Annotated in this window: 7 protein-coding genes; 2 read left to right on the top strand and 5 right to left on the bottom strand. The window is 71.3% G+C overall.

The genetic code is table 11. The features are described 5' to 3' along the window. Positions 1-127: 127 nt before the first annotated feature. Positions 128-1,558 carry a pyruvate kinase gene (gene pyk / locus CDO52_RS12520; RefSeq protein WP_017616905.1) on the bottom strand — a complete coding sequence of 477 codons (1,431 nt, stop codon included), beginning with the start codon at positions 1,556-1,558 and terminating at the stop codon, positions 128-130. A 134-nt stretch (positions 1,559-1,692) separates the two neighbouring features. On the opposite strand from pyk, the gene CDO52_RS12515 reads away from it, so the two are divergent. Then, positions 1,693-2,394 carry a maleylpyruvate isomerase family mycothiol-dependent enzyme gene (locus CDO52_RS12515; RefSeq protein ID WP_083919685.1) on the top strand — a complete coding sequence of 234 codons (702 nt, stop codon included), beginning with the start codon at positions 1,693-1,695 and terminating at the stop codon, positions 2,392-2,394. Positions 2,395-2,461: 67 nt separating this feature from the next. Here the strand turns inward: CDO52_RS12515 and CDO52_RS12510 are convergent, their stop codons facing one another. The 4 genes from CDO52_RS12510 to gltB all read right to left on the bottom strand — a co-directional run bounded on the left by CDO52_RS12510 (position 2,462) and on the right by gltB (position 10,045). Further along, entirely contained in the window at positions 2,462-3,352 is an 891-nt protein-coding gene (locus tag CDO52_RS12510) for a prenyltransferase (protein ID WP_094932401.1), read from the bottom strand. Positions 3,353-3,512: 160 nt separating this feature from the next. Then, positions 3,513-3,890, bottom strand: a complete 378-nt coding sequence (locus CDO52_RS12505) for a DUF2784 domain-containing protein (protein ID WP_017616906.1) — start codon at positions 3,888-3,890, stop codon at positions 3,513-3,515. Positions 3,891-3,997: 107 nt separating this feature from the next. Further along, positions 3,998-5,452 (bottom strand): glutamate synthase subunit beta, encoded by a 1,455-nt coding sequence (locus CDO52_RS12500; protein WP_094932400.1) that lies wholly within the window; start codon positions 5,450-5,452, stop codon positions 3,998-4,000. A gap of 30 nt (positions 5,453-5,482) precedes the next feature. Further along, complete coding sequence (gene gltB / locus CDO52_RS12495; RefSeq protein ID WP_094932399.1) at positions 5,483-10,045, bottom strand: glutamate synthase large subunit; 4,563 nt, start codon at positions 10,043-10,045, stop codon at positions 5,483-5,485. Positions 10,046-10,818: 773 nt separating this feature from the next. On the opposite strand from gltB, the gene CDO52_RS12490 reads away from it, so the two are divergent. After that, positions 10,819-12,483, top strand: a complete 1,665-nt coding sequence (locus CDO52_RS12490; protein WP_017616908.1) for a bis-aminopropyl spermidine synthase family protein — start codon at positions 10,819-10,821, stop codon at positions 12,481-12,483. The last annotated feature ends 61 nt before the right edge of the window (positions 12,484-12,544 follow it).

The raw sequence follows: 12,544 nt of genomic DNA, 5'->3' as shown, positions 1-12,544 counted from the left end.
GATCCGCCTGAGCCCCTCGGGGCGAGCCGTCCGCGTCCGCTCAGGCGGCGCTGAACCGCGCCCACGGACCCGGCCGGAGGGCGGCCCCGCGACGCCCCGCGGCCGGGTCCGGGTGGGTGCTCATGGACTACTGGCCATGCGCGATGGCGTCACCGAGGCGGTGGACGCGCAGCGAGTTGGTGGAACCGGGGGTTCCGGGCGGGCTGCCGGCGACGATGACGATCTTGTCGCCCTTGTTGTAGGCGCCCATCTCCAGGAGTTCGCTCTCGACCTGGGCGACCATGGCGTCGGTGTGGTCGACCCACGGCACGCAGTGCGTCTCGACGCCCCAGGTGAGGCAGAGCTGCGCGCGCGTGGAGGACTCCGTGGTGAAGGCCATCAGTGGGATGGGCGAGCGGTAGCGGGCCAGGCGGCGCGCGGTCTCGCCGGACATGGTGAAGGCGACCAGGGCCCTGGCCCCGATGGTGGCGCCCACCTCGGCGGCGGCGCGGGCGATGGACCCGCCGGTGGTCTCCGGCACCCGTTGCAGGATGTGCGAGGCGCGCAGCGACTCCTGCTCGGCGGCGGCGACGATGCGGGCCATGGTCTGCACGGTCTCGATCGGGTACTCGCCGACGCTGGTCTCGCCGGACAGCATGACCGCGTCGGCGCCGTCGAGGACGGCGTTGGCGACGTCGGAGGCCTCGGCGCGGGTGGGCCGGGGCGAGCTGATCATGGATTCCAGCATCTGGGTGGCGACGATGACCGGCTTGGCCTTGTCCCGGCAGCGCTCGATGGCGCGTTTCTGCACCATGGGGACGTTTTCAAGGGGCAGTTCGACGCCGAGGTCGCCGCGGGCGACCATGACGCCGTCGAAGACCTCGATGATGTCCTGGAGGCGCTCGACCGCCTGGGGCTTCTCGATCTTGGCGATGAGCGGGACGCGGACGCCGACCTCGTCCATGATGCGGAAGCACTCGTCGGCGTCGGCGGGGCTGCGCACGAAGGACAGGGCGACGATGTCGACGCCCTGTCGGAGGGCCCAGCGGAGGTCGGCCTCGTCCTTGTCGGTGAGGGCCGGGACGCTGACGGAGACGCCGGGGAGGTTGAGCCCCTTGTTGTTGGAGACGGGGCCGCCGATGATGACGCGGGTGTGGACGTCGGCGCTGGTGGTCTTGGTGCACTCCAGCACGACGCGGCCGTCGTCGATGAGGACGCGGTCACCGGGGCGGACGTCGCTGGGCAGGCCCTTGTAGGTCGTGGAGACCCGGCGGGCGTCGCCGGGGACGTCGTCGATGGTGACGGTGAACTCGTCGCCGGGGGCGAGCTCGACCGGGCCGTCGGCGAAGGTGCCGACGCGGATTTTGGGTCCTTGGAGGTCGGCGAGGATCCCGACGCTGCGTCCGGCGGCTTCGGCCGCGGCGCGTACGTTCTCGTAGTTGTTGCGGTGGTCTTCGTATGTTCCGTGGCTGAGATTGAGTCGCGCTACGTCCAGCCCGGCGTCAACAAGCGCGCGGAGGGTCTCCGGGCTCGAGGTTGCTGGGCCGAGGGTCGCGACGATTTTTGCTCGACGTGTCACGTTGCAACTCTACGACTATTCCGGACCCAGGTGGTCTAAACCAGGTTGCGACTGAGCGTCGGTGAGCTGGTGTTCCGGCGAACTCCTGTCCCCCGCTGCGTGGCCGGCGGGGGTGGGGCGGTAGCTTCCGCCGCATGGCTGAGTGGCAACGGGCTGATGTGATGGCGGCGCTGCGCGCCGAGGCGTCCCGGGTGACGGGGGTGCTGCTGGGGTTGACGGAGGAGGAGGTGGTGCGGCCGACGCGGTGCGCGCCGTGGGATGTGGCGGCGCTGGCGGTGCACACGGTGGGTGCGCTGCACCGGGTGGCGTCGATGTTGGATGAGGTGGCGCCGGAGCGGGCGCTGGTGGACGCGGCGGGGTACTACACGCCGGATGGGCGGATGTCCGCGGAGACGGACGAGGAGCGGGTTTCGGGCGCCGTGGAGGCGGCGGCGCGCCGGTCGGACGCGGGTGAGATGGGGCGCGTCTGCGAGGGCGTGTGGCGGGAGCTGGAGCCGCGGTTGGCGAAGGAGGCGTCGGACCGGGTGGTGCTGACGCGGCACGGCGATGCGATGCTGCTCACCGATTTCCTGGTGACGCGCGTGGTGGAGCTGGCGTTGCACGGCCTGGACCTGGCGGATGCGCTGGGGCGCGATCCGTGGACGTCGCCGGAGGCGCTGGATGTGGTGGCGCGGTTGCTGTTCGGCGAGGGAGATCCGGGGGTGCCGACCATGACGGCGGTGCGGGCCGCGACGGGGCGGGTGCTGCCGGGTGATCCGGGGCCGGAGGCGCTGGCCGGTTCGGGGGTGCGGGTGCTGACGCTGGGTCGGCCGGATGCGGCCGGTCGGGGGGTGTGATCACACGGGGCGGCGGTCGGCCGGTTCCGGGATGCCCGGTCGCGCCGACCGCCGGTGTGCGGGCGGGTCAGGCCTGTATCGGGGCGGGGACGGAGCTGCCGATGCGGCCGTAGGCGCGCAGGGTGAGCAGCCGCTGGATGGTGATGATGCCGCGCCACTCGTTGGTGGCGGTGTCGGCCCAGCTCTCCCAGTTGATCGGCCAGCCGCCGTCGTCGGCCTGCTGGGCCAGCAGGGCGTCGAGGTGCTTGTCGATCTCAGCATCGGTGAACAGGCGGCGGGCGATGTGGTCGGGGCTGGGCGCGAGGTCGAGGGGCGTGTGGACGTGGCCGGTGGCGTCGGGGTCGAGTTCGACGACGGCGCGGATCATCGGTGCGAGCCGGTCGAGCTCGGCGTTGGCGCGGGTGCGGTTGGGCGCGTTCTGCAGGAAGGTGCAGATCCCCATGGCTTCAATGGGGTCGGTCCAGTTGATTCCGACGATGCGGGTCCAGCAGAAGGAGGTGGCCCGGTCCCGCCAGGGGTGGGGGTCGTGGTGCTTGTGCAGGATGCCGACGATGGAGGCGGTGGGGGCGAGCGCTCCGGCGAAGTCGTCGGCCTCGCGCCACCAGGGGGCGGCCTCGGTGTGCCGGACGCTGGGCAGGACGCTGGGGACGCCGCCGTTGCTGTGGGTGACGCGGGTGAGGTACTTGCAGATGTCGGCGGCGGTGTCGCGGCCGATGGAGCCGAGCTCGTCGAGATAGCGCAGGGCGGTTTCCACAGCGATGGGCTGGCTGCCGTGACCTCTCAGGTCGGGGTCCAGCCCATTGCCATAGCCACCGTCGACGTTCCGGTAGGACTCCAGGGCCGACAGGATCGGGGCGGCCGGCCCACTGGAGAAGTGGAACGCGAAGCGGTGCCGGTCGATCAGCCGTGCGGTGCGGGAGATGAAGTGCTCTGCTGCTCGGAGGTCTTCCATGGTCAATAAGCTCATATTTCGAAGGTACGCCCGCAGTGCCCGGTTGAAACCTCCGTGAGGTACGCCATATGTCACCGTTTGCCCAGGTCGATGGCGCCACTCCGGCAATAATCGGACATTCTGCACGGAAGATTCTCACGCGTTCTTAACGCGTCTTGTGGACCTCTCACCTGGCATGGGCCGTCGCGGATCGCCGACGTTGCAGGAGAAGCACGCCGGTCCACGCGACGAAGATGAGGACCCCCACGCCGAACCGCACCGCGTCCAGGTACTGCTCGGGGTAGATGACCCCGGTGAGGTAGTGGTCGATGAAGCCCGACCCGGCCAGCCCCTCCTGGCCGGCCTTCTCCCGCGCCCAGTCCTCGACACCGGTCAGCGGACACGGCCAGCCGATGAGCGTGATCAGGATCCCGTACCCGGCGCACACGAAGTGCGGCCAGATGAGCCGGGGCCACCGCCAGGCGAGGAACCCCCCGAGCGTGACATAGACCAGGAAGGCGAAGTGCAGCAGCATCGCCGTCTCACCGAGTACTCGGTAGGCCATGGCTTCAGGCTATGCGGCCGTGATCGCGCCCGACAGGCCCGGCAACGGAAGCGGGGGCTGTCGCCCCGGGCGACGGCCCCCGCCACGCTGTGCTTCGCGCTGACGCGCTACACCAGCGGCCGCTCCGTGGGCGGGATGGCCACCGGCAGGGCGGTCTGCTCGGTCAGGTAGCGGTCGACACCGGCGGCCGCGGAGCGGCCCTCGGCGATCGCCCAGACGATGAGCGACTGCCCGCGGCCCATGTCACCGGCGCAGAACACGCCGTCGACGGTGGTCGCGTAGTCGTCGGCGCGGACGACGTTGCCGCGCCCGTCGAGCTCGACGCCCAGCGCCTCGATCATGCCCTCCTTCTCCGGGCCGACGAAGCCCATGGCGAGCGTGACGAGCTCGGCCGGGATCTCCCGCTCCGTGCCCTCGACCGGCTCGAAGCCCTTGTCGGTGCGCTTGACGTCGACGAGCTTCAGCGCGCGCACGCGGCCCTGCTCGTCGCCGAGGAACTCCACGGTGTTCACGGAGTAGATCCGCTTACCGCCCTCCTCGTGCGCGCTGGTGACCTTGTACAGCATCGGCATGGTCGGCCACGGCTGGGAGTCGGGCCGGTTCACCGGGGGCTTGGGCATGATCTCCAGCTGGGTGACCGAGGCGGCCCCCTGCCGGTGCGCGGTGCCCACGCAGTCGGCGCCGGTGTCGCCGCCGCCGATCACGATGACGTGCTTGCCCTCGGCGGTGATGGCGGGCCGCTCGATGTCGCCCTGCTGCACCCGGTTGGCCTGCGGCAGGTACTCCATCGCCTGGTGGACGCCGTCGAGCTCGCGGCCCGGGACGGGCAGGTCGCGCCAGGCGGTGGCGCCGCCGGCGAGCAGCACCGCGTCGTGCTCGGCGCGCAGCTGCTCGACCGTGATGTCCACGCCGACGTTGACCCCGGTGCGGAACTCGGTGCCCTCGGCGGTCATCTGCGCGACCCGGCGGTCGACGTGCCGCTTCTCCATCTTGAACTCGGGGATGCCGTAGCGCAGCAGCCCGCCGATGCGGTCGGCGCGCTCGAAGACGGTCACGTCGTGGCCGGCGCGGGTGAGCTGCTGGGCGGCGGCGAGCCCGGCCGGGCCGGAGCCGACGACCGCGACCTTCTTGCCGGTGCGCACCTCGGGCGGCTGGGGGCGGACCCAGCCCTCCTCCCAGGCCCGGTCGATGATCGAGACCTCGACGTTCTTGATGGTCACGGCCGGCTGGTTGATGCCCAGCACGCACGCCGACTCACACGGGGCGGGGCACAGCCGCCCGGTGAACTCGGGGAAGTTGTTGGTGGCGTGCAGGCGCTCGATGGCCTCGCCCCAGTCGTGCCGGTAGACGAGGTCGTTCCACTCGGGGATGAGGTTGCCCAGCGGGCAGCCGTTGTGGCAGAACGGGATGCCGCAGTCCATGCAGCGCGACGCCTGCTTGGTCACCGTGGCGCGGTCGAAGTCCGCATAGACCTCGCGCCAGTCCTGGATCCGAACGTCGACCGGGCGGTGGGCGGGCAGCTCCCGCTCGGTGATCTTGAGGAAGCCCTTCGGGTCAGCCATCTGTGGTTTCCCTCCTTTCGTAGGCGCTGACTAGGACTGCGCGGAGGCCATGACGGCCTCGTTGACGTCGCGGCCGTCGCGTTCGGCGGCGGCCTGGGCGAGCAGCACCCGCTTGTAGTCGCGGGGCATGACCTTGGCGAACCGCCCCGCGGCCGTGTCGAAGTCGCCGAGCAGGTTCCGCGCGACACCCGAGCCGGTCTCGGCGTGGTGCCGCTCCAGCACGTCGCGCAGGAACTCGCGGTCGGCGCCGTCGAGCGGCTCGATGTCGACCATCTCGCCGTTGACCCGCTCGCTGTCGAGGTCGAGCACGTAGGCGATGCCGCCGGACATTCCGGCCGCGAAGTTGCGCCCGGTGCGGCCGAGGACGACGGCGCGCCCCCCGGTCATGTACTCGCAGCCGTGGTCGCCCACGCCCTCGGCGACGGCCAGCGCGCCGGAGTTGCGCACGCAGAACCGCTCGCCGACGATGCCGCGCAGGAACACCTCGCCCGACGTCGCGCCGTAGGCGATGACGTTTCCGGCGATGATCTGCTCCTCGGGGGCGAAGGACACGTCCTCGGGCGGCCGGACGATGATGCGTCCGCCTGAGAGCCCCTTGCCGACGTAGTCGTTGGCGTCGCCGGTGAGACGCAGGGTGATGCCGCGCGGCACGAACGCGCCGAACGACTGGCCGGCCGATCCGGTGAAGGCGATGTCGATGGTGTTCTCGGGCAGGCCCTCGGCGCCGTAGCGCTTGGAGACCTCGTGGCCGAGCATCGTGCCGACCGTCCGGTTGACGTTGCGCACCGGCAGCTCCAGCTTGAGCGGCTCCCGGTAGTCCAGAGCGCCCTCGGAGAGCTGGATGAGCGTGTTGTCCAGGGCCTTCTCCAGCCCGTGGTCCTGGCCGCGCACCTGGTGGCGGTGGTCGTCGGCCCAGGGCTCCACCTCGTGCAGGATCGGCGCGAGGTCGAGGCCCGCGGCCTTCCAGTGCTCGACGGCCTCGGTGGTGTCGAGCAGGTCGACGGCGCCGATGGCCTCGTCCAGCGAGCGGAAGCCCAGCGCCGCCAGGTACTCGCGCACCTCTTCGGCGATGAACTCGAAGAAGTTGACCACGAACTCGGCCTTGCCGGAGAACCGCTCGCGCAGCGCGGGGTTCTGCGTGGCCACGCCGACGGGGCAGGTGTCCAGGTGGCACACGCGCATCATGACGCAGCCGGAGACGACCAGCGGCGCCGTGGCGAAGCCGTACTCCTCGGCGCCGAGGAGGGCGGCGACGACGACGTCGCGGCCGGTCTTCATCTGCCCGTCGGCCTGCACGACGATGCGGTCGCGCAGCCCGTTGAGCAGCAGGGTCTGCTGCGTCTCGGCCAGGCCCAGCTCCCAGGGGGTGCCCGCGTGCTTGAGCGAGGTCAGCGGCGAGGCGCCGGTGCCGCCGTCGTGCCCGGAGATGAGCACGACGTCGGCGTGCGCCTTGGAGACACCGGCGGCCACCGTGCCCACGCCCGCCTCCGAGACCAGCTTGACGTGCACCCGGGCCTGCGGGTTGGCGTTCTTCAGGTCGTGGATGAGCTGGGCGAGGTCCTCGATGGAGTAGATGTCGTGGTGGGGCGGCGGCGAGATGAGGCCGACGCCGGGCGTGGAGTGCCGGGTGTCGGCGACCCACGGATAGACCTTGTGGCCGGGGAGCTGGCCGCCCTCGCCGGGCTTGGCGCCCTGGGCCATCTTGATCTGGATGTCGTCGGCGTTGGTGAGGTAGTGCGAGGTCACGCCGAACCGGCCCGAGGCCACCTGCTTGATGGCGCTGCGCCGCAGGTCGCCGTTGGGGTCGGCGGTGAAGCGGTCGGGGTCCTCGCCGCCCTCGCCGGTGTTGGACTTGCCGCCGAGCCGGTTCATGGCGATGGCCAGCGTCTCGTGCGCCTCAGCCGAGATGGAGCCATACGACATGGCACCGGTGGAGAAGCGCTTGACGATCTCGGAGGCCGGCTCGACCTCCTCGATCGGCACCGGCTGGCGCACGCCCTCCTTGAGCCGGAACAGGCCGCGCAGGGTCATCAGGTCCTGGGCCTGGTCGTCGATCTTGGAGGTGTACTCCTTGAAGATGTCGTAGCGGCGGCTGCGGGTGGAGTGCTGCAGCTTGAAGACGGTCTCGGGGCTGAACAGGTGGGGCTCGCCCTCGCGGCGCCACTGGTACTCGCCGCCGATGGCCAGCCGCCGGTGGTCGGCGGGGTTGGCGGAGTAGGCGGTCGCGTGCCGCATCCGGACCTCTTCGGCGAGCACGCCGAAGCCGACGCCGCCGAGCTTGGAGGTGGTGCCGGTGAAGCAGCGGTCGATGACCTCCTGGCCCAGACCCAGCGCCTCGAAGATCTGCGCGCCGGTGTAGGAGCTCACCGTGGACACGCCGATCTTGGACATGACCTTCAGGACGCCCTTGCCGAACGCCTTGACGGTGTTGCGCACCGCCGCGTCGGCCTCGATGCCGCCGATGACGCCGCGGGCGACCATGTCGCGCACGGTGCCCAGGGCGAGGTAAGGGTTGACGGCGGAGGCGCCGTAGCCCAGCAGGAGCGCGACGTGGTGGCACTCGCGCACGTCGCCGGCCTCCACGACCAGTCCGACGTCGGTGCGGGTCTTGTCCCGCACGAGGTGGTGGTGGACGGCGCCGGTGAGCAGCAGCGACGGGATCGGGGCGCGGTCGGCGCCGGATCCGCGGTCGCTGAGCACGATGATGTGCGCACCGTCGGCGATGGCGCGCGACACCTCGGCGCAGATCTCGTCGAGACGGGCCGACAGCGCGTCGCCCCCGCCGTCGACGGGGTAGGTGCCCTCGACGGTGAACACGCGGAAGGCCGGGTTGCCGCCGGGCTGCCCGGCCGCGACGATCGCGGCGAGCTCGGCGTCGTCGATGACCGGCGTGGGCAGGGTGAGGCGGCGGCAGTCGACCGGCTCGGGGGTCAGGACGTTGTCCTCGGCGCCCAGGGTGGTGCCCAGGCTGGTCACCATCTCCTCGCGGATGGCGTCCAGCGGCGGGTTGGTTACCTGCGCGAAGTGCTGCGAGAAGTAGTCGAACAGCTGCCGGGAGCGGCTGGACAGGGCGGCGACGGGGGTGTCGGTGCCCATGGAGCCGATGGGCTCGGCGCCGGTGCGGGCCATCGGGGTGAGGATGACGCGGAGTTCTTCCTCGGTGTACCCGAAGGTCTGCTGGGCCCGGTTGAGGTCGGTGATCTCGGCGGGCTCGGCGGCGGGCAGGTCGGAGAGGTCGACGACGCCCTCGGCCAGCCACTCGGCATACGGGTGCTCGGCGGCGAGTTCGGCCTTGAGCTCCTCGTCCTCGATGATGCGGCCCTGGGCGGTGTCGACGACGAAGATGCGTCCGGGCTGCAGGCGGCCCTTGCGCACGATCGATGCGGGGTCGATGTCGAGGACGCCGGCCTCGCTGGCCAGGACGACGAGGCCGTCGTCGGTGACCCAGTACCGGCCGGGGCGCAGGCCGTTGCGGTCGAGGACGGCGCCGACGACGCTGCCGTCGGTGAAGGACACCGAGGCGGGGCCGTCCCAGGGCTCCATGAGCATGGAGTGGAACTCGTAGAAGGCCCGCACCTGCGGGTCCATCTCGGTGTGGTTCTCCCAGGGCTCGGGGATCATCATCAGCACCGCGTGCGGCAGCGAGCGGCCGCCGAGGTGCAGGAGCTCCAGCGCGGCGTCGAAGGACGCGGTGTCGGAGTCCTCGGGGTCGACGATCGGGAAGATCCGGTCCAGGTCGCCGGGGAGGAGGTCGCTGGCGAGCTTGGCCTCGCGGGCGCGCATCATGTTCCGGTTGCCGCGGACGGTGTTGATCTCACCGTTGTGGGCGACGTAGCGGAACGGGTGGGCCAGCGGCCAGGACGGGAAGGTGTTGGTGGAGAACCGGGAGTGGACCAGGGCCAGGCCGGAGGCGTAGCGCCGGTCGGACAGGTCGGGGAAGAACGGCTCCAGCTGCGGGGTGGTGAGCATGCCCTTGTAGGCGATGGTGCGGGGGGACAGGCTCGGGAAGTACACGCCGGTCTCGTGCTCGGCGCGCTTGCGGACGCAGTAGGCGTAGCGCTCCAGGTCGATGCCGGTCAGTCCCTCGGTGGGGGTGCCGGGGCGTCCGGCCAGGAAGAGCTGGCCGAAGAACGGCATGACCTCGCGCGCGGCCGGGCCGCAGTAGCGGGGTTCGACGGGGAGGTCACGCCAGCCCAGGACGACCAGGCCCTCGTCGGCGACGATGGCGTTGATCGTGGCGACGACGTCGGCGCGCTCGGCGGCGTCGGCGGGGAGGAAGCCGATGCCGGCGGCGTAGGCGCCCGCGGCGGGCAGCTCGAAGTCGCAGACCTCGCGGTACAGCTCGTCCGGGATCTGGGTGAGGATCCCGGCGCCGTCACCGTCGTCGGGGTCGGCGCCGGCGGCACCGCGGTGGTCGAGGTTGCGCAGTACGGTGAGCGCCTTCTCGACAATGTCGTGGCTGCGACGGCCGGAGAGATCGGCGACGAACCCGACACCGCAGGCGTCGTGCTCGTAGGTGCTGTCGTACAGGCCCTTGGGGGTGGTCTCGGCGTTCGGTCGGACAGACGAACGCTGCACCTGGCCAGCAGGCATCTACCCTCCTGTCGTCTAACGTCTGGGCTTCGTGAAAAGCGCATCCGGGACGACATTGGCCCTGCTGCGGTGTGCATTGTGAAAGACCGCCCGGCACCGGTTCCACAGACGGCAAGAGCCGGACCTGCGTTCACATCCTCGTGGTAACCGGTGTTCGACCGGGCGGTCGCGAAACTTCGCGGTAACTCAGGTTATACATCGTGGCCCAGCCCCGATGCCACTCGGAGGTCTAGACCAACCGCCGCCACACTGCGGGGTGGTTGTGGCGGCGTACGTGTGTACATCGCCTAGCGCGGATCACGCGCGGCTGGTCGGCACCGCCATGGTGCGACCAACGCGAATCTTTCCACGCCCTGGGATTCGCAAACATCATCAAACTTATTGAAAGCAACCCGAACGCGCCACATAACGCGGGATTTACACGCCCGGCATGAACCCGATCGGGCTCCGCTCACCACGGCATCCTTGCTGATCACAGAGGTGCTGAAGGGCCGACGTGGCACCGCCGGGAGACGCTGGACCGCGCCCCTCCCCCGCCCCCGACCGACAGGCGTGTGCGAGATACGCCACACCGCTCCCACTGCGCCACCCGCGCCCCTCGCGTCGCGGCGCCACGGACGACCCAGCAGACCTCAGTAGACCACGGTTCCCCGCCTCTTGCGCCGGTGGCCGCGAGACGGCCTCCGATTCGGTCCGCTTCGCCCGAGGGATCCGCGTGATCGCGCCAGGGGCATGGGGCGCACGACGTCCTCGGGCGTGGTCAGCGCCGTGGGATGATCGGGGGCGTGATCGATCATTCGGGAGAACTGTCGGACCTGCTCGGTGAGCAGGGCGCCGATGCCGCGCGTCTGCATGATGTCCTCGCCGCCCTCGCGGGTGGGGGCTGGTGGAGCGCCCGCGACCTCGTGCGGGAGACCGGGGTGGCCCACCGCCTGGTCGAGCGGGTGCTGGAGGCGCTCGGCGAGGAGGTCGAGTGGGATGCGGCCGCCGAGCGCGAGCCGCGCGTGCGGCTGCGCTCCCCCGGCCGGTACGCGGGCTTCGGCCGACCGAGGCTGGCCGATCCGGTGGGCCATCTGCTGGACGGGCACGGTGAGGCCGCCGCCGAGCTGGAGCGGCTGGTCGCGGAGGCGCCCGCGTCGCGCGTCGACCTCGATCACGTCGCCGCGAGTGCGCGCACGGCGCTGCGGCGCGGTGTCTTCCTGGCGACGCGCTTCGCGCTACCCGGTACGCGGCTGCTGTGCGTCGGCGACCACGACCTGACGTCGCTGGCCACCACGCTGGTGTGCAAGGACACCGAGGCCGTCGTCGTGGACATCGACGAGCGCATGCTGGCCTACATCGACGCCGCCGCGGAACGGCTCGGGTTGGCGGTGCGGTGCCACTTCGCCGATCTGCGGCTGGGCCTGCCGGAGGCGGTGCGGGGGCGGGCCGACCTCGTCTTCACCGATCCGCCCTACACCCCGGAGGGGGTCGAGCTGTTCGCGCGTCGGGGGCTGGAGGGGCTGGCCGACCCGCGCCGCGGGCGGATCCTCGTCGCCTACGGGGCGAGTGCGACCACGCCCGCGCTCGCCGCCAAGACCCAGTCCCGCCTGGCGCGGATGAGCCTGCTCTCCGAGGCGATCTGGCCGGACTTCAACCGCTACCTGGGCGCCGAGGCGATCGGCGCGGCCAGTGACCTGTACGTGCTGCGCCCCACGTCCCGCACCCCCACCGGCGACGCCGGCGGGGCCGAGGCGGCACGGATCTACAGCCAGGGCGCCAACGCCAAGGAGGCCGCCTCAGCTCTGCCTCCCGAGGACGCCCGCTCGGTGCTGGAGCGTGCCGTGGGCGACGGTGCGGCGGACCGCGTGGACACGGTCGTGGGCGACTGGCCGCAGGGCGCGGTGCCCGACGGCGTCCGCAAGGTACGGCTGTCGACCTGGCTGGACTCCCCCACGCCGGGCGATCGCGTGGCGGTCAACCTGACGGGCGGCTGGGAGGCCCTGCTGGACCGTGTGATCCTGGCCGCCTCCGCGAGCGAGGCGCACGTCGTCGTGCCGTCCTCGGCCGACGCCGTGCGGGACGAAGCGGGGCAGAAGGCCCTGCGCGCCCGGCTCGAACCCCGCTATACCGTGCGCTTCCTGCGTGGGGTCCCCGGCCCGCGCACGACCGTCGTCGTCGCCAGCGCCCGGGACCTGGACGCCGAGGCGTCGGCTGGACAGCGCCTGCTGTGGCACTGCCAGGACCGGGCCCATGGACGGCTCACGAGCACGCTGCGCGAAGGGCTCGTCGCCGTCACCGCCCACCTGGGCCGCCCGCTGAACAAGAAGGGGGCGCGGACCCGCGTGGCCGCGTCGGCGCCCTGGCTGCCCGGACACACGCTGCTGGATCTGCCCGGGCATCGCTGTGGCGAGCTGCGGGATGTCGCCGATCGCCTGGTGGCCGAATCTGCCGCGTGACGGCGGTGTCATCGACTTCCCCGTTGATCTCGGGGATATCGACCGAATAGTCGGCGACATT

Source organism: Nocardiopsis gilva YIM 90087, from assembly GCF_002263495.1.
Lineage (GTDB): Bacteria > Actinomycetota > Actinomycetes > Streptosporangiales > Streptosporangiaceae > Nocardiopsis_C > Nocardiopsis_C gilva.
The sequence above is the reverse complement of the archived record's forward strand: the minus strand, read 5'-3'. Positions and strand labels throughout refer to the sequence as shown.

Coding starts and splice junctions, on each gene's coding strand:
- gltB (WP_094932399.1), bottom strand. CDS start 10,045: ATGCCTGCTGGCCAGGTGCAGCGTTCGTCTGTCCGACCGAACGCCGAG.
- CDO52_RS12505 (WP_017616906.1), bottom strand. CDS start 3,890: ATGGCCTACCGAGTACTCGGTGAGACGGCGATGCTGCTGCACTTCGCC.
- CDO52_RS12500 (WP_094932400.1), bottom strand. CDS start 5,452: ATGGCTGACCCGAAGGGCTTCCTCAAGATCACCGAGCGGGAGCTGCCC.
- CDO52_RS12490 (WP_017616908.1), top strand. CDS start 10,819: ATGATCGGGGGCGTGATCGATCATTCGGGAGAACTGTCGGACCTGCTC.
- CDO52_RS12515 (WP_083919685.1), top strand. CDS start 1,693: ATGGCTGAGTGGCAACGGGCTGATGTGATGGCGGCGCTGCGCGCCGAG.